The organism is Methyloceanibacter methanicus, assembly GCF_001723285.1.
GTDB classification, from domain to species: Bacteria; Pseudomonadota; Alphaproteobacteria; order Rhizobiales; family Methyloligellaceae; genus Methyloceanibacter; species Methyloceanibacter methanicus.
In genome coordinates, this window is record NZ_LPWG01000008.1 from 1 (window position 1) to 17,282 (window position 17,282).

The following is a 17,282-nucleotide window of genomic DNA, read 5'->3' on the forward strand; positions in this document are numbered from 1 at the left end:
AGATGCGCTCTGAGATTGACATTGGCAGGGCAGCCATTGAAGTAGGAAGACTTGTATGCGGGCGCAATCAATCAAGCGGCCAGTACTTGGCCAAACACCGAAAGCCAGGCCACTAGACGAACGCTCAGCCTGCATTGTTGCCAGCACCTACTCGATGCCGCCCAGGATCGCGGACTGCCTCTAGGCTGGCGACGTGAGCTACTCCCCGATCGTTGGACAGACTTCGACGTAAACTGAGCTACACTCTGCACCTGTTGATCGGGTTGGTGTTGTTCGATTGTCTGCCAATAGACCATGGCCGGCGGCTGGCCGCCAAGGGCAGAGTGTGGACGTTTCCGGTTGTAGAAGTCCATCCATTTGCCGACACCAGTCCTGGCGTGTGACCCGGTCTCCCTGGCGTGTAGATAGACACACTCGTATTTGAGCGCGCGCCACAGTCGTTCGACGAAGATGTTGTCGAGGAGCCGCCCCTTGCCGTCCATCGAGATGCCGACGCCCATCTGCCGCAGCCGGTCCGTCCAGGCAAACGACGTGAACTGCGAACCTTGGTCGGAGTTCACAATCTCCGGCACACCGAACTTGTAGACCGCCTCGTTCAACGCCTCGACGCAGAAGTCGGCTTCCAATGTGTTCGAGATGCGCCTGGCCAGCACCTTGCGGGTGAATCAGTCCATGATCGCTACGAAATAAAGGAACCCGCGGCGCATCGGCAGGCATGTGATGTCCACCGCCCAGACCTGGTTCGGCCGATCCATCCTCAATCCCTTCAGCAGACACGGCCAGATCTTGTGCCCCGTCGCCGGTCTGCTGGTGTTTGGCTTCTGGTAGATCGGCATCAGCCCCATGAGCCGCCGGATGCGCTTCTCGTTGACCAGATGGCCCTCGTTCCTCAGGTGCCAGGTTATTTGCCGGACGCCGAAGAACGGTGTCTCCAGGAACTGTTCGTCAACCCGGCGCATCAGGGCGAGGTTCATCTCGCTCTCGCCCTGGGGCGCGTAATAGCGTAATAGAACGACGATCGCGAGATCGACAGCAGCGTGCACTGCTTGCCGATCGACAATCCGGGGTGGCCCGGCTCAGTCATGCCGCGTCTCACTTCACGCCCCAAGCTTGAGCTTTCGTGACAAGAAATCGTTGGCGATAACCAACTCCCCGATCTTGGCGTGGAGGTCTTCGACCTGATCCTCGTCGATCTCCCGCCTCCGCCGGCCACCACGCTCGAACACGCCCGAGGCGCCTTCCAACAGCGCACGTTTCCATTGATGAACCATCGTCGGGTGAACACCGAACCGGCTTGCCAGTTCAGATATCGTCTCTTCACCCTTCACGGCCTCCAGGGCGACCTTCGCCTTGAATTCACGCGAATGCTGCTTGCGCTTCGACATCTGTCATCTCCTTCTCATTGGAGATCAACAGACAGCAAATCGTAGGCTACGTCAGTGTCCGATTCCCGGGGAGTAGCTCAGTCTTACGTCAATCCAGGCGAAGGAAGATCGACGAGAAACAGGGCGCTATTGTCATAACGCAAGCACGAGTAGACGCGGCTCAAGCTGAAGAAGGCAAGCGAGCCGCCTCCCTGGATCTTTAGAGGCTACGTGGCCCGCCACAGAGGGTTGGCTTCTACCCTATTGCGGGCCGCATTTTCGGTCGACTAGCACCCGCGCTGGCCAAAAATGTATCGATAGCGGTGAGCGCTGCTTTTCCGATTATGCGTGCGCATTCAGACTGCTCGTCACGTCTCGCCGGAGTTTCTTCTATCCATCCCGACCGGAAGTTCTATCTCCACGCTGAAGCCGCTCTCCGTTCCCGGTACCGGCGAAGCGAGTGTGAGCGCGCTGCCAGTTCGCTCGGCAATCGTTGCCACGATTGTCAGGCCCAGCCCGCTGCCCTCGGCGTTTGCCGTGCCGCGTTCAAAACGTTGCGTGAGGCGGTTCAGTATTTTGGGTGGCACGACAGGGGACTCGTTGGTCACCGTGAGGTGTCCCGCGGCGCTCAGTGTGATCCGGACCGGGGTGCCAGGCTGCCCGTGGCGCAGCGCGTTGTCGATCAGATTCCGCAAAATGATCTCCAGAGCGTCGGGATCGAGGTCGGATAGAACCGGGAGCTCGGGCAATGTCAGGTCCAGGGACATTTCGGGCACCTGCCGAGCCAAGTCTTGCACGATCAGTTGCAGGAGCGGGCGCAGGTCCGATGGCTGGTCGCGGCGCAGCCGCCCGCCTTCTGCCCGAGCCATCTGCATCAGCCGTTCCGACACCCGTGTCATCCGCTTCAGCGTCGCTTCGATGTCGCTGGCGCGCGCCCTACCCGGCGGATCTGTGATCTCGGCCCTCAGCCGCTGCGCCTGCGCGATGGCGCCCGCCAGCGGCGTTCTGAGCTCATGCGCGGCATTGGCGGCAAAGCTGCGCTCGGCGTCGAAGGCGGCCTTGAGGCGGGCCAGCAGATCGTTCAGCGTATCGGCAACTGGTGCAATCTCGGTCGGAAGGCCCGGCGCCGGCACCGGCGAGAGGTCGCGGGCATTGCGCACTGCCAGCGCGCTGCGGAACCGCCGCAGCGGGGTGAGGCTGGTGTGTACGGCGAAGGCGATGGCGATCAGCGCCACCGGAGTGACGATCAGCAGCGGCACACCCAGCACCGTCTGTAGGTTCCAGGCTACGTGCGCCCGATGAGCTAGAGGCTCGGCCACGGTGATGCGGATGCTGCCCTGCAGAGCATCGTCGTTGTAGAGCCTGTGGGTCGCGGTCTCCCGGAACCCGGGCCCGTCGTAGGCGGGAAAGACCGTCGGATCGGCGTTATGCGATTGCAGCAGGATACGATCCTGATCGTCGCGGACCAAGTAGGTGAAAAATTCGTCATGCGCCCGGATTGCGCCCAGCCGCTGTGTCACGCCCTCATCCTCGCGTCCGATAATCTCGGTCACCGCGAGCGGAAGCAGCCGTTGTGCGGTTTCCTGCAGGGTCGAGTCGAACACCGTGTCCATCTCGCTCCGCAGCACCAGAGCGGTGACTGTGGCCTCCCCCGCCCAGAGCAGTGTCAGCAGCAGCCCGATGCCGAGTGCGAGCCGCGCCTGCAGGCTGCGTGGCGCTCTCATGCCGACCCCAGCCGGTAGCCCAGCCCTCGCTCGGTCTCAATCACTCCGGAGCCGAGCTTCTTGCGCAAGCGGCTGACATGCACCTCGATCGTGTTGCTCTCGACTTCGGCGCCGAACGCATAGAGCTTTTCTTCGAGCTGCGCCTTGGACAGCAACTGCCCGGGCCGCTGTAGCAACGCTTCGAACAGCGCCCATTCCCGGGCGGTGAGCGACACTGGCCGGCCGTCGCGGAGAACCGAGCGGGCGGCCACGTCAACCTCAAGCGGACCATGGACGATGATGGGGTTGGGATTGCCGGTATAGCGCCGCGCCACCGAGCCGATCCGGGCCGAAAGCTCGGCCAGGTCGAATGGCTTGACCAGATAGTCGTCGGCGCCCGCATTCAGCCCCTCGATCCGGTCGGAAACCTGATCGAGGGCGGTGAGGATGATCACGGGGGTCACATCGCCCTTGGTCCGCCGCGCCTCAGAAAGGGAACGCCGCGCCCGTCAGGCAACATCAGGTCCAGCAGAATGAGATCGTATCTCGCCCCAAGCAGCGCGTCGGTGGCGGCATCCAGCCGCATCACCCAATCGACGGAATGGTCGTCGCTGACCACTTGGTCGCGCACGGCGGCTCCCAGAACGGTGTCATCCTCGATCAGCAGAATGCGCATATGGCCCCGGGCTCCATTGTCTGTTCTTGCGCATTGTATGAAGCGGCCGCCTGACGCGGCGCTGACGGGAGCGGCGGAACCTCGTCAGGATCCCGTCAGCTTCATCCCGCATAGAATGGTTGAAGACACCCGCAGGACGGAGTTTGGCCCATGACAAAAATGCTTGCAATTCTGGCGTTTGCCGCTGCCAGCCTCTCGACCGGCGGCGCGCTGGCCGGCGACGACTGTTACGTGCCGATGGCGGACTGGCGGCCACGCGCAGCAGTGGCACAACTGGCCGAGGACAAGGGCTGGACGGTGCACCGAATCAAGATCGACGACGGCTGCTACGAGATCAAAGGCCAGGACGCTGAGGGCCGCCTGATCGAAGTGAAGGTGCATCCCGCAACGCTCAATGTGCTTGAGATCGAGTATGAGGATGACAAGCACCATCGCAGTCACGGTGATCGCCGCGTCGACGACTGACATTCACCGCGCAACCCAATGACGCCGGATGCCGCTCGGGCGTCGCCCCGCGACATGGCGGGGCTTTTGGTGTGGCTCGTCGCGGGTCGCCGGTGCTCGCCGCATCCTGACACCAAGCTGAAGCAGAAAATGGATCTTCGTCAGGAAACACTCAGGCTCGGTAGCGAAATCAGGCATCGGATACCAAGGAGATCCCGCCATGAAAAAGACCATCGCCCTGTTGACCGCCTCCGCCGCGCTGGGGCTCGCCACCTGTCTGCCGGCCCGGAGCGCGATGCAAGACGACAGGACCGCAGACGGTGCGCTGACCGCCGAGTTCCGGCCGGAACATGGCTCGTTGCGGTTGTGGTTTGTCGACGACGATGACGACGACCATCGCAAGCATCCCCGCAAGTCTCACGACGATGATGACGACGATGATAACGACGACGGCGGACGCGGGGGCCGGATGAACCCGGCCCCCGCCGGCGCCGCTGTTCCGCCGCACAACGGTCTCTTCGGCAACGGTGCCAAGCCGCAGGTTCAGATCAACTGAGACAGCCACGCGATCCGGGCATCTGGACCGCTCGCTCGCCTCCCCAGAGGACAGACACAATGAAATCACTTCTCGCCACGCTTGCGCTGACCACCGCGTTGACCGCGCCGGGGCTTGCCAATGCCCGGCCTGTGACCCTCACCACCAATTTGAATGCCTATGGCGGCGACGGTGCTTATCTGGCCTACTACGTCACCGATGCCTCGGGCGCCCATGTCGGCACCCTGTGGATGGCCGGCGGCAAATCGAAATATTACAAGCATCTGTCGGACTGGTATCGCGCTACCGGCGGCAACACTGCCGAGATCAACGGCATCACCGGGGCCAGCGTCGGTGCCGGGCGGACACTCGAGATCACGTTGGATCTGGCCGATGCGCTGTTCGACGCGGGCTACACCCTGCATGTGGACGCCGCTGTCGAGGACATGCGCGACAGCCCCAACGAGATCGCCGTGCCGCTGACCGCCGAGGGTGCGGGCACGGCTACGCGCGGGCGCCGCTACATTGCCGATTTCTCCTACAGCTACTAGCGGATAGCCCCCATGCTCCGCTCTGTTCATCGCTGGCTGGGCCTTCTGGCAGGACTCTTTCTGACGGTCCTGGCGCTGAGCGGCGCGGCGCTGTCGGTCTTTCCTGCCGCCGAGCGGCTTTCCGCCCCGCAGGCCGGTACGGAGCAGAGCGTGGCCGATCTGGCGGGCCGCATTCAGGCGGTCTTCCCGGGCGTCGAACAGATACGGCGCGCGCCCTCGGGCCGGATTACCGCCTATTGGTTTGAGGAGGGCCGGCCCGGCGCGGCGGTGATTGACCCGGCCACAGGTCAGGGCGTGGCCTCTGCTGATCCCAACCAGACGCTGCGCTGGCTGACCAATTTGCACCGTTCGCTGTTTCTCGACGATGCTGGCCGCTTAATCATGGCTGCGGGGGCCGCATCTATGCTGCTGCTCTCGGTCTCCGGCATCCTTCTCGTCGCGCGCCGGACGGGGGGCTGGCGCCGATGGCTCGCTCCGCTGCGCGGCCCGCTCGCGGGGCGGCTGCATGTGGAGATTGCGCGGCTGACGGTCATTGGTTTGCTGCTCTCCTCCGCCACCGCGTTGTGGATGACTGCATCGACTTTCGATCTGCTGCCGGATGACAGCACGCCGCACGCCTTTCCAGCGGAGGTGAGCGGCCAGACCGGTGTGGCGCTGGCCAATCTGCCGTTGCTGGGAGACACGCCGGTTACGGAGCTGCGCGAACTGACCTTCCCCTACCCAGACGACGCCACCGATGTCTTCACCCTCAAGACCGACAGCGGCACCGGTTATGTCGACCAGGGCAGCGGCGCGCTGCTGGCCTGGGCCGATCTGAGTGGTTGGGAGCGTCTGTCCGAAACGATCTACATGCTGCACACCGGCCAAGGCGCCGCAGTGCTGGGGCTGGTTCTTGGGCTGATGGCACTGGGCTTACCGGGGATGGCGCTAACCGGCGTGATCCTCTGGGCCGCCGCGAAGCGTGGGCGTCCGCGCCTGCACCAGAACGCCCCAGCAAGTAGGGCCGAAACCATCGTGCTGGTGGGCACCGAGGGCGGTACCACCTGGGGGTTTGCTGCCACGCTGCACGTGGCACTCACGGCGGCCGGTCGATCCGTGCATGTGGCGCCGATGTCGGCCTTCGCCCCACGGCGCTATGCGAAGGCCAAGCGCGTCCTCGTGCTGGCCGCCACCTATGGCGACGGTGCCGCGCCCGCCTCAGCCAAGGGCTTTCTCGACCGACTCGAGAACCAATCGGCGCCGAGCGAGATTCCGCTGGCGGTGTTGGGATTCGGCGATCGCAATTTTCCTGCCTTCTGCGGCTATGCCAAACGTGTCGCCGAAGCGGCTGAAGCCAGTGGCTGGGTTCAGCTCATCCCCTATGACACGGTCGACCGGCAGTCGCCGCAGGATTTCGCCCGCTGGGGCGAGGCTCTCGGCCAAGCCATGGGGCTGAAGCTAGAGCTGGCGCATTGCCCGGTTAGGCCTGCCAGCCTGGCGCTGACCCTGATCTCGCGCCGCGACTATGGCGCCGAGGTGCAGGCACCGACCGCCATCCTGCGCTTCGCCCTGCCGCGCGTGCCATTCTGGCGACGCCTGACCGGGCGCGGCTTCGGCCGGTTCGCACCGGGGGATCTGCTAGGCGTGTTGCCGGAAGGCTCGGACGTGACCCGATTCTACTCGCTCGCCTCCGGCCATCGTGACGGCTTCATTGAAATAGTAGTGAAAAAGCACCCCGGCGGTCTCTGTTCAGGCCAGTTGATGGGTCTGAAGCCAGGTGACGGCGTGCGGGCCTTCCTGCGCCGCAACCCCGATTTCCATCCCGACCGCAGCGCGGCTCCGTTGATCCTGGTCGGGGCTGGCACCGGCGTCGGACCGCTGGCGGGTTTCATCCGCGGCAACATGGGGCGCCGTCCCGTGCACATGTTCTTCGGTTTGCGGCATCCGGACAGCGACTTCCTCTATGACGCAGAATTCACCGACTGGCAGAGAGATGGGCGCCTGACCCGGCTGGTTCCGGCGATCTCGCGCACACAGCAGCCGAGTTATGTGCAGGATGCGTTGCGGCGCGAGGGGCCGGAGATTGCGCGGCTCATTCGCCAAGGCGCGCGGGTGATGGTTTGCGGTGGCCGCGGCATGGCCGCCGGTGTCGCCGCCGCGCTTGCGGACGTGCTGAAACCTGCCGGGCTCACCCCGGCGATGCTGAAGATGGAAGGGCGCTATGTTGAAGACGTCTACTGAGACCCGGCACACGCTGAACGGCCCGACCATGGGGACCCGCTGGTCGGCCCTGTTCTTCGCGCCGGACGGGTTTGATCGCTCTGCGGTGCAGGCGGCGTTGCAGGCCGCCGTCGATCAGGTCGATGCCCAGATGTCCACATGGAAACCAGATAGCGACCTAATGCGCTTAAACGCGGCGCCGGTGGGCAACTGGGTAGAAATCCCGCCGCAGCTTATGCAGGTGCTGCAACTGGCGTTGGAGGTTGGCGTGGCCTCCGGTGGCTCCTTCGACATCGGCATGGGCGATGCCATCTTGGCCTGGGGATTCGCGGGCGAGACAGCCGATCCCGATCGCATTCGTGCGGCCCTGCAAGCGGAGCGCCGGCCGGCACACGAGGCCCTTACATTCGATCCCGCCGGAAGGCGCGTCTGCAAGACGGCGCCCCTGACGCTGGATCTAAACGGCATCGCCAAGGGCTATGGCGTGGACCGGCTGGCAGAGGTGCTGCGTGCCCAAGGCATCGCCGCCGGGCTGGTCGGCATTGACGGCGAGATGCGAGCGATGGGCACGCGCCCCGACGGGCGGCTCTGGAGCATCGCGGTGGAGAGCCCGGATCCAGACCGGCGTGCAGCGGAGTCGGTGCTGGCTCTGGAGGACGCGGCCGTCGCCACCTCCGGCGACTATCGCCAACGAGTCTCAGTTGGCGGGCAGTATCTGTCACATACGATGGACCCACGCCGCGGCGCACCGCTTGATGCCTCGCCGGCTTCTGTCACCGTGGTCGCGCGAAGCTGTGCCGAGGCCGATGCCTGGGCCACTGCGCTGATGGTGCTAGGCGCGCGGGACGGCGCGGCGATGGCGCGCCAACGAGACGTGGACGCGCTGTTTCTGTTGCGCACGACCAGCGGTATCGAACAAATCGCAGTAGGGCCCCTCTTTGGGCCCCCGCCGCAAACGCCACGCTCCTCCCTATGGTCATCGGAAGGATTGCGCCGATGAACCGCCTCAGCCATTCACCGTACGCTTGAGTTCCTTGGCGCTCTTCAGCTGAACGCCAACAGCGCTGAGCCCGGCCGCAGTGGGGCGCCCGCAAGTCGGAAGGTTGATTGTAAGGTCTAGAGAGGTTTTGCGCCGTGCTGTATCGCGTCAGGCGGCCATGTCCTCAAGGTAGCGTTGACAGCATGGTCTGTCCGGAATGTCCTCGGCGAAGCTTCGGCGCCGCATTCGGGGCAGGAATGGAACTGCTCCAGCCTGTCGCCATTCATCATTGCGACGTTGAAGTCCTCGTCCGTCAAAAAGACGTAGCCGCTATGCGTGTTCATCATCAGGTGAACGCCAGAGCCGAGAAAGTCCGGCGGGCTTTTGCAATAGGCCGTCAGCAAGTCAGCGGTGATCTGCAGTTCACGGAATCCAATGTCCTTTAAGTCAGTTGTCGTTGTCATCCTTTGATCCCCTCAATTCAGAAACGGGTTGCGCATGCAACCGGCTAGGCCCGCGCCGATGAGCGGGGGGAGCCGCCGTCAGGGCTGCCGGCGGCCGAGGGGGATCGCCCGTCTTGGCAGCCGCGCCACTGGGCCGGCGAAAGACGGGGATACGGCCGGCGGCACTTGCCGTGCCTTGACGGCGCAGGGGCCGCAGGCCCCAAAGGAATGAGAAGAGCGCACCGGTACGCTGCACGATGCACGCGCGAGGGATCGTCACCCGGATGGGCCGAAACCGCGCTTCCCGCACTGCGGGATCTGCGCGAGTTCGGGCGTCACGCCGTAGCCTCGGCGGTGTGTCTAGCCCCCTTTGGCTGTACCACTTTTGGGCGGTTTCTCCAGTAGGGTTTCAGGGATTGGAGGGCGCATGCCAAGGGCGTGGTGTGGGCGGATGTGATTGTACTGGCGGAGCCATTGGCCGATGACGGCCTGGGCCTGTTGGGTTGATGCAAACCATTCAGCGTTGAGCACCTCACGGCGCAGGGTACCGTTGAAGCGCTCGTTGTATCCGTTCTCCCAAGGAGAGCCGGGATAGATCTTCAAGGGAGTGACGCCCACCCGCTTCAGCCAATCCTGGAAGGGAGCAGCAGAGAACTCTGGGCCGTAGCACGTCAGGAAGTTGGATGACGAAGGCCCTGACTGCCTGCGGCGCTCCAATACGCAGGCAGGCGGTCAGGGCCGGGCCGCAGATCTCTAAAGTGAAGGTGTCGAATCTACGCTTTGGAGAAGCCCGACCATGACCAGACAAGAGCTTATTCCGCCGGACGCGGTTCTGGTAGCCATTGACGTCTCGAAGCTTCGCAACGACGTCCTGATTGAGGTTCCAGGCAAGACCAGGCGACGGCGCTTGTCGTGCTCAACACCAGGTCAGAACACGATCGCTTCGTCGATCTGCTGCGCGGCTTGGGCAAGCCCGTCATTGCCGGCTTCGAGGCGACAGGGAACTACCATCGGCCTCTGGCCTTCCGCTTGTTAGAGGAAGGCATCGCCCTCAGACTGGTGTCCTCCGTCGCGGTGGCTCGTACGCGTGAAGCGCTGCACAACGGTTGGGACAAGAACGATCCCAGAGATGCTCAGGTCATCCTGCACATGCTCCAGATCGGGGCGACGCAGACCTATCTCGATCCGATACGCGCCGGCATCAACGACATTCAGGAACTCTCGAAGACGCACGAGTTCGTCTCGAAGGCCAAGACCGAACTCTGGCACCGGCTACTGACGCATTATCTGCCGCTCTATTTTCCCGAAGTGGGCCGCTTCGCCGGTAACTCGCGCAGTGACTGGTTCCTCGCCTTCCTTGAGGCGTTCCCAACGCCAGCGAGTATTACAGCGCATCAAAAGGATGCCTTTGTCGACGCGGCTTGGGATGTCGTCGGCAAAAAGGTCTCAAAAGCTCGGCTCCTAGGCGATATTTACGAGACAGCTCAATTGTCTATTGGTCTTCCGGTTGAACTCGATGGTCCCGCCATCGCGATGTACCGGATGGTCATTGCAGAGGGGCGCAGCCTGATCCGGCAACGCGACGAGATCGAACGTCAGGCCGAAGCTGTCCTGCGAGATCACCCCGACTTTCTACGTCTGCGCCAGGTGCCAGGAATCGGCCCGATTATCGCGATGACCATCCTCGCCGAGGCGGGTGACCTGCGCCGCTTCCGCCATCACCGACAGTTCCTGAAGTTCTGCGGTCTCGACCTCGCCACGCATCAGTCCGGCCAGTTTCGGGGACAGACAAAGTTGTCGAAGTTCGGCAATGCACGTTTGCGACGTGCATTCTGGTTGGCAGCCCAAGTAGCAATACGCCAGCGTGACAACAGCTTCAGATCCAAATTTGAGCGCTACATCGCCAAGGATCGCGATAATGCCAATCTCAGGCGCAAAGCGTTGACAGCAGTTACCGCCAAGATGGCGCGCACAGCTCATGCCGTCATCAAAACCGGTACCGATTACCGGCCATTCATCGAAGGGCCGGTGCCAAGCGGAAGAACCCCTCTCCGTGCGTGCCGTGAGGGCGCATCCGCGACCCTGTAGATAATGCTCGGGTCTTCCGCTTGGAATTGCATCTCGTGTTGAGGACGGTGAGGACCACATGTTGCGCGTCATGGATCCTGTGTTCGCTATGGATGAGAGCTTCTTCCTTGACGGCGGAAGCCGCTTGGATGACGGTGAAGAAGATGCACTGGCCCACGTCAGTGCAGGGAGATTTGTTGCCAATCCGAATGCCAAACTTCCTGACGTGCTACGGCACGGAGCTCACCAGCATGGCGATCCTGCACTGGTCGCAAGAGAGCCGGGTCGAATGGCATTACATCGCCGCTGGCAAGCCGCAGCAGAACGCCTTCGTCGAGAGCTTCAACGGCCGGCTGCGCGATGAACTCCTGAACGAGACCCTGTTCACCTCGCTCGATCACGCACGCGAGGCGCTGGCCGACTGGAAGGACGACTACAATACCGTCAGGCCGCACAGCGCCATCGGCAATGTGCCGCCGGCAATCTACGCCATTCTCAACGACCCTGCGATGCAACGGGACGGGTCGTTTGAGCTACCTTGGGGCTCCGCGCCCCGTCCCGTTGCATCACCGAGCCAATACGGCTCAAATGACCTTCGGGCTCTACGTTCAATTGGATGAAACAAGGGGCTCAGGTCAGGAACTGTCGAAGAACCCGATAACCTGACCGAAGGTAAAGCCCCCTAACCTTTGCCTTCCTACTGCCCCGGTCCCAACAGGCGCCCGGGGCTTTTTCTTTTGGACGTGCGAGCACTACCCTTTGTTAACTGTACTCACACATTACCGAATCCTAGTTGTGCATTTGTGATGACCAACTTGAGCTAAGGGCGTATGGGAGACTCAATGACGGGCGGCCATCTGCACACCGTGCCCGTCAGAATACAACGTTTCGACTAAGAGAAGCCCTGGAGCCTCCAGCTGCTCCGGGGCCCTCTTTTGTCTGCTATGCACGGCGTGCATTGGGGGTCACAGAGGGGACGCCCATGACAGACGACAACGAGACTGAAGCGTACCCGACGACGCCCAGTTACTGCTCGAAAGCGGACATCATTCGCTCCGCCTGGGACGTCCGCTTTGTGTCAAGATCGGTCACTACGGCACCGACTATATGGCCCGTGCGTGGCTCGCCGCGTTTGGCATTCCCGCTAACGCGCCGAAGGACGCAGTATATCTCATCGGCCTCGATGACGCCGATGGTGACCCACTGGATACTGCGAAGCACAACTACGTCATCCGGTTCAAGAGCGAAAAAGATCTGCCGCCAGCCAAAGGGTTCTGGTCGCTGACAATGTATGACGACCAGTACTTCTTCATCGCCAACCCGCTGAGTCGTTACACCCTCAGCGAACGTAATAAACTCAAGAAGAACGCCGACGGCTCGATTGACCTTTATCTGCAGAAGGACAATCCCGACCCCGAAAAAGAATCGAACTGGCTCCCGGCTCCGGACGCGAAATTCATCCCATGTTCCGTTTGTATTGGCCGGATGAGACGCAGCCGTCGGTGCTGGACGGCACATGGTGGCCGCCGGTCATTCGGAAAGGTTGAGGGCAGCTCAGAGCAGAGCTTCTCAACGGCCGACTAATCGCCGAAGGTCCGCTTGGGACAGAAGCAGACATCGCGGCTGAGCGGCCAGCTCTTCCGCTAAGTGCCACAAGCCGACGTGCGACGTACCAAGCCACGCGCATGCCGGCCTTGCCGCCGAAGCCCGAGAGGTCCTCGCAGAAGGTGTAGTCGACCCTGGCGAACACGGCCGTGGCTTGCGAGAAGTTGAGCCGGTTCACGTCGGCAGAGATCTCGCCCCAGACGTCTCGGAGGTCGTCGTTGAACTGATAAGGAGCGGCCCGAGGACGCCGACGTGGCGCTGTTTTCATCCGACAGATTCACCTACAAGCTCGCGATCAGGAACAGCTTCATCATGTTGTCTTCCCAGGCCGACGTTGTGGTGCCGACCCATCCTCCGATCCGGCCTCTGACATTGGCGTCGTCGTCGGATAAGCGCACTCTGTTGCCACTGAAGTTGAAGCCGTCGATATCGGCCCAAGTGACCTCGATCGTCGCCAAAGGCTCGAAGAAGGTGCCGCCGGTGAACGAGCCGAAGCGGTAGCCGGCATGCCCCCTCAAACGCGTGGCTCGACGTGACCACACAGCGACTGAACGCTAACAGCATGACAACGCCCTCGGTAATCTTCGCCCAACTATGAGGCTGCCGCCTTTGCGCCTCACTGGCAGGACGTTGGGGCAGGGCGCCCCGCGAATCGACCATCCATCCATTTGAGTGTTGCCGCAGCGCTGTTGCGAGCAGCCCAGATGTGCGTCACGCCAGGGAGTGAGTTGAACAGAACCGTCTCTCCCCCCGCGCACAACCCTTTCGCAAAATTCTTCGTGGTTTGTGGATTCACAGTCTTATCAGCGGTGCCCTGGGCAATAAAGACCGGTGCGCCCGCGCGCTGCTTGCCGGGTGTGTTTCTCTGCATGATCCCCAACCAAGGATGCGTCGTTGACGGATCGATTGTCAGGAAGCTCCCCGACTTCAGTGCCTTGTCGTCCTTTGAAAGAATGAAGAGTTGCTTGAACGAGGTTAAGCAACCCCGCGCTGTCTCATCGAAACTCTTCCGTTTCGAGGCAACGATTATAGAGTCTGGCGACACTTTCTCGTGCGTGGCCCAAGAGAGCAAAGCCATTGCAATAAGGGATTGCTCAGTCTTCACATCGTCGCGGAACAGCTCAACAAGGTTCGTTGCGGGAGCTGCCGCAGCGACTCCGTAAAGCTTCAGCTCTGGGGCATAGCGCTTTGCGATCTGCCCGGCAAACAGAGCAGCATGGCCGCCCTGGCTGTGGCCCCATACGGCAAAGCGGTTCGATGCGCCGCTGTTCCCAAAATTTCTGGCCGCACGGACGGAGTCGAGCACAGCACGCCCTTCGCTTTCCCCGATGAGATAGGGATGAATACCCTCGGTACCAAGCCCGGGGTAATCCGTCGCCACCAAGATGTACTCCTTACGCATTAGCTCTGGCATGTTCCAGACTAAGCCCCACCGTTCAGGGTAAAGGGACGGGGCGCAATCGGGGACAACGCCGGAGGTCGGGTGCGCCCAGGCGATAACGTTGCGGCCTCCCGCTGGCGGAGGACCTGGCGGGATGTAGATCGCACCGGAGACAGGGATCGCTTTCCCCCGAGGGTCCGTGGATCGGTAAATGAAACGGAATGCCTGGCCGTAGCCGGCGCCGCCCCCACCAATTGGCCACACGCGAATGAGTGTTCCCGGTTTGCCGGGAATCTCATTGGGACGAATGTCATAGAATGCTGCGGCCGCCCCACTCCACAGGACGAATATGCTGAAGAGAGTGGCGGGCATTGCACCAGAAGGGACTTTCACTCTGGGGACTCTTATTTTTCCTGGAAGCTCTACGCAAAAGGTTGAAGCCATTCAGCTCTCTCGCACGCCATATGCTGAACCCCGTCATTGCCGGAAAACGCATCTCACGGCAATCAAGAGATAGCTCTGCGACATTCGTGAGCGTTCATTTTGGCACCAGATGGCAAGAATTTAAGCCGAGCCCCTGCAATTGGGTCACGCGGTTGCGCAGCTAGAGGGGAAGCCAAGATGCCGGCCGAGTGCGCGGGGGGCAGCGGTCTGGATCGACATTGTGGGCCGCCCTTTTGAGGGCGCTGTCCTATGCGGGCGCCGCGCGGCGGTCTTTCCCACGCGCCGCTCTCAACTAGTTCTCTGTCCATTCGGACGAGGCTTCCAAAAACTCTTCAGACACTCCACAGAGGTAACAGCAGTGCTTCGTCCAACGTCGTGTCTGGGTCATAGGCAGGCTTGGAGGCCGCCCGAGGTAGTAGGAGGGAATTGATGAACGGTGCTCCATCGTCGCCTAAACCTGCATTGCGTGACAGGGCAGTAAGCGAGGTCAAGGCACTCATCTACATCAGTGCTTATCTGTTCGTGGTATTCAGCGCTCTTAGTTTCTACAAGTCGTCAATTCTGCAGGCGGCAGGCGTGCATTGGCTGCCTTGGGGATTTGCACTGGTAAAGTCTCTGATCCTCGCGAAGTTCGTATTGATCGGACGCGCTCTCCATATTGCTGAAGGGCACCGAACAAAACCGCTCATCTGGCAAATTCTGCACAAGTGGGTTTCTTTTCTCATTCTCGCCGCCGGATTCACTGTAATCGAGGAAGCTAGCGTTGGCCTCATTCACGGGAAGACGATCGAGGCCTCTATCGCAGAGGTTGGCGGCGGCACGACCGAGGAGATGATTGCGACTGCTATCCTGATGTTTCTGGTCTTCCTTCCGCTCTTTGCGTACGGCGCTCTAGGCGAAGTTGTCGGGGACAAGGCTCTGTTTAAGACCCTATTCGTCACACGGCTGGAATTTGAAGTCGCAGATCAGAAGAGAACCGAGTCGAGCTCGCCCTAGCGTACTATTAAGAGCCTTCACTCGGAGAGTGATCATGACACAGCGGCTGAAAGATCTGCGAGAGCGATGGCAAGACCCGCTGCTTACGCTGCTTACCATATTGCTCGCGACGCTTATGTTTGTGCTGGCACCCCTTCGAGCAGAACATGTTCCGGGTATACAGGAAGTAGGCTTCACGCTCGTTGCCGTGGTCACTGGGGCCGTTCTGATCATTTCCGGCAGGCGGTTAGCTATCTGTGCTCTGCTGATAGCCATCTTCCTTGCAGCGGTCGCGGCCGTCCACCGGCTCTACCAACCATCCATGTTGGACGTTTATCTCGACGCTAGCGCGTGGCTCTTGGTCAGTTTGGCGCTTATCCTGGAAGTAGGGCGCGCGGTTTTCGGTCCCGGGCGCGTAACCTACCACCGTGTGATGGGTGCGGTCCTTCTATATCTCGCGATGGGTCTTGCCTTCACTGCGCTTTTTACACTTATCGGTGCCGCCTCGGACACTGCGTTTTCAGGCTTTGTCGTCAAGGACAGCACGAGCCTCGCTGACGTCATGATCTATTTCAGCTTCGGCGCTTTGACAGGCATTGGCTCTGGTGACATCACGGCGCTGCATCCTATTGCGCGAAGCCTTGTCCTTGTTGAGGCCATGATTGGTCAACTCTACCCAGCGACACTGCTGGCGCGGATTGTGACTCTTGAGATTGAGGATAGACCCCGCTTTTAGTACCGCGTCGGATCACTCGACGGGATTTGGAAGGAACCGGGAATGTCAGCTTTGGGTCAAAAAGCGGACGTGGGTCCTGCAAGTTGGCATGCCTGCTTCGTAGTCGTGCGGTGCGTGCCGCGCAGGAAAGCCACCAAGGCTCAGGTCTGCAGTTGCTTTTTGAATCGCTTGGGCGGCAGGCCTGTCCATCGGCGCATTGCGCGCGTCAGTGAGCTCTGACCGGCATAACCAAGATCTGCCGAGACCGACGCAACTTTCGTCTTGGGCGAAGAGAGACGTTGCTCTGCCAAGGCCTTCCTTACGCTAACCAGCAACGTTGAAAACGTTGTGCCTTCCTCGGACAGAGACCGCTGCAAGCTTCGAACACTCATGCCGCAAACCTCAGCCAAGTCGCGGACCGTGGGTACACCATCCTCAAACATCGACCGAAGGATAATTATCGCTGAGTGAGTAAGACTGCCGTCCCCACGAAGCGGTTCTAGTCCGGGTGGCGGTCCCTGCACCGAACGGTCGCGTGCGACAGAGAGGAAAACTCGATCCGCCACCACTCGCGGGATCTCGATCAGTGTAGAGGTGCCCGGCGCCGGCTCAAGGACGGGCCCGAACCATGGTTCAAGGTGGTCAAGCCGCACCGTCGGGTGGGGGGCCAGTTCCACACGTTTCAGGCGCCCCGCACCAGCACCGGTCATGGCACATATCCTGTCCGCCATCGCCACGGCGTATTGCAGCAACAAATGGGCGGTCTCCGGATCAAAGTTGGTCGTATAGAAGTGCCGCAGAACGAGGCTCTCGGACTGGGGATTCACCATCAATTGCTCATGGGAGCAGAATAGCGGGAGCGCCGCGGATACTCTCTGGAAGGCTTCCGTCGGTGCTCGTGTGCCCAAGGCGCGCGGCCAAGCAGGGCAAGCTCAAGATTGTTTGCCTCGGATACAATTCGGCATGGTGCGTCCGGGCCATCCACCAAGGCAATCGCGCGGAGAAGTCTACCGACCTTCAATAGGGAGATGGGTCTGAGCGGGTCGCTCGCCGGGTCGGTACTGAGTCCTGCGTCTCTGAAGATTGGATCGATCGGTCGACCGTGCGTGTGAAGCCACCGCACGGCCGGTACCAGCGCCATGGCCCGAATTAGAGGGACAGATTTCGACATCGCCTCGCTGGAGTGTACCAACGTGAAATA

At 61.6% G+C, this 17,282-nt stretch carries 14 protein-coding genes and 4 pseudogenes; 10 read left to right on the plus strand and 8 right to left on the minus strand.

Annotated elements, in window-relative coordinates; translation table 11 throughout:
- Window positions 1–269 precede the first annotated feature (269 nt).
- The 3 genes and pseudogenes from AUC68_RS16295 to AUC68_RS04855 all read right to left on the minus strand — a co-directional run.
- Window positions 270–1,385 (minus strand): annotated as a pseudogene (locus AUC68_RS16295) (IS3 family transposase); the annotation flags it as partial.
- 347 nt (window positions 1,386–1,732) lie between these two features.
- Complete coding sequence (locus tag AUC68_RS04850) at window positions 1,733–3,088, minus strand: sensor histidine kinase (protein ID WP_069436618.1); 1,356 nt, start codon at window positions 3,086–3,088, stop codon at window positions 1,733–1,735.
- A pseudogene (locus tag AUC68_RS04855) lies at window positions 3,085–3,743 on the minus strand (response regulator transcription factor). Before AUC68_RS04855 ends, AUC68_RS04850 begins: the two are co-directional and overlap by 4 nt.
- Window positions 3,744–3,893: 150 nt before the next feature.
- On the opposite strand from AUC68_RS04855, the gene AUC68_RS04860 reads away from it, so the two are divergent.
- The 5 genes from AUC68_RS04860 to AUC68_RS04880 all read left to right on the plus strand — a co-directional run bounded on the left by AUC68_RS04860 (window position 3,894) and on the right by AUC68_RS04880 (window position 8,472).
- Complete coding sequence (locus AUC68_RS04860; RefSeq protein WP_069436619.1) at window positions 3,894–4,208, plus strand: PepSY domain-containing protein; 315 nt, start codon at window positions 3,894–3,896, stop codon at window positions 4,206–4,208.
- Window positions 4,209–4,407: 199 nt separating this feature from the next.
- Entirely contained in the window at window positions 4,408–4,743 is a 336-nt protein-coding gene (locus tag AUC68_RS04865) for a hypothetical protein (RefSeq protein WP_069436620.1), read from the plus strand.
- 59 nt (window positions 4,744–4,802) lie between these two features.
- Window positions 4,803–5,273 carry a DUF2271 domain-containing protein gene (locus tag AUC68_RS04870; protein ID WP_069436621.1) on the plus strand — a complete coding sequence of 157 codons (471 nt, stop codon included), beginning with the start codon at window positions 4,803–4,805 and terminating at the stop codon, window positions 5,271–5,273.
- 12 nt (window positions 5,274–5,285) lie between these two features.
- The gene (locus AUC68_RS04875) at window positions 5,286–7,493 is read left to right on the plus strand and encodes a PepSY domain-containing protein (protein WP_069436622.1); all 2,208 of its coding nucleotides are present in this window, start codon (window positions 5,286–5,288) and stop codon (window positions 7,491–7,493) included.
- The gene (locus AUC68_RS04880; RefSeq protein WP_069436638.1) at window positions 7,474–8,472 is read left to right on the plus strand and encodes an FAD:protein FMN transferase; all 999 of its coding nucleotides are present in this window, start codon (window positions 7,474–7,476) and stop codon (window positions 8,470–8,472) included. Before AUC68_RS04875 ends, AUC68_RS04880 begins: the two co-directional genes overlap by 20 nt.
- 116 nt (window positions 8,473–8,588) lie before the next feature.
- On the opposite strand, the gene AUC68_RS04885 is transcribed toward AUC68_RS04880, so the two are convergent.
- Window positions 8,589–8,915 carry a hypothetical protein gene (locus AUC68_RS04885; RefSeq protein ID WP_069436623.1) on the minus strand — a complete coding sequence of 109 codons (327 nt, stop codon included), beginning with the start codon at window positions 8,913–8,915 and terminating at the stop codon, window positions 8,589–8,591.
- Window positions 8,916–9,254: 339 nt separating this feature from the next.
- Window positions 9,255–9,497, minus strand: coding sequence for an integrase core domain-containing protein (locus AUC68_RS15590; RefSeq protein WP_158008235.1), 243 nt, complete (start codon window positions 9,495–9,497; stop codon window positions 9,255–9,257).
- 193 nt (window positions 9,498–9,690) lie between these two features.
- On the opposite strand from AUC68_RS15590, the pseudogene AUC68_RS04890 reads away from it, so the two are divergent.
- The 3 genes and pseudogenes from AUC68_RS04890 to AUC68_RS04900 all read left to right on the plus strand — a co-directional run bounded on the left by AUC68_RS04890 (window position 9,691) and on the right by AUC68_RS04900 (window position 12,545).
- Window positions 9,691–10,982 (plus strand): annotated as a pseudogene (locus AUC68_RS04890) (IS110 family RNA-guided transposase).
- A 212-nt stretch (window positions 10,983–11,194) separates the two neighbouring features.
- A pseudogene (locus AUC68_RS17525) lies at window positions 11,195–11,581 on the plus strand (integrase core domain-containing protein); the annotation flags it as partial.
- A 487-nt stretch (window positions 11,582–12,068) separates the two neighbouring features.
- Window positions 12,069–12,545: a DUF1214 domain-containing protein gene (locus AUC68_RS04900; RefSeq protein ID WP_069436624.1), complete on the plus strand. Its 477-nt coding sequence runs from the start codon at window positions 12,069–12,071 to the stop codon at window positions 12,543–12,545.
- Between the two features lie 302 nt (window positions 12,546–12,847).
- Here the strand turns inward: AUC68_RS04900 and AUC68_RS18590 are convergent, their stop codons facing one another.
- Both AUC68_RS18590 and AUC68_RS16685 read right to left on the minus strand, forming a co-directional pair.
- Window positions 12,848–13,108, minus strand: a complete 261-nt coding sequence (locus tag AUC68_RS18590; protein ID WP_425283210.1) for an autotransporter domain-containing protein — start codon at window positions 13,106–13,108, stop codon at window positions 12,848–12,850.
- A 74-nt stretch (window positions 13,109–13,182) separates the two neighbouring features.
- Window positions 13,183–14,391 (minus strand): lipase family protein, encoded by a 1,209-nt coding sequence (locus AUC68_RS16685; RefSeq protein ID WP_069436626.1) that lies wholly within the window; start codon window positions 14,389–14,391, stop codon window positions 13,183–13,185.
- 429 nt (window positions 14,392–14,820) lie between these two features.
- Here AUC68_RS16685 and AUC68_RS04915 point away from each other — a divergent pair, with 429 nt between their 5' ends.
- Window positions 14,821–15,387: a hypothetical protein gene (locus tag AUC68_RS04915; protein WP_141701095.1), complete on the plus strand. Its 567-nt coding sequence runs from the start codon at window positions 14,821–14,823 to the stop codon at window positions 15,385–15,387.
- Between the two features lie 34 nt (window positions 15,388–15,421).
- Window positions 15,422–16,102, plus strand: coding sequence for an ion channel (locus tag AUC68_RS04920; RefSeq protein ID WP_069436628.1), 681 nt, complete (start codon window positions 15,422–15,424; stop codon window positions 16,100–16,102).
- 140 nt (window positions 16,103–16,242) lie between these two features.
- On the opposite strand, the gene AUC68_RS04925 is transcribed toward AUC68_RS04920, so the two are convergent.
- Window positions 16,243–16,911: a helix-turn-helix domain-containing protein gene (locus AUC68_RS04925; protein WP_069436629.1), complete on the minus strand. Its 669-nt coding sequence runs from the start codon at window positions 16,909–16,911 to the stop codon at window positions 16,243–16,245.
- Window positions 16,912–17,282: the final 371 nt, after the last annotated feature.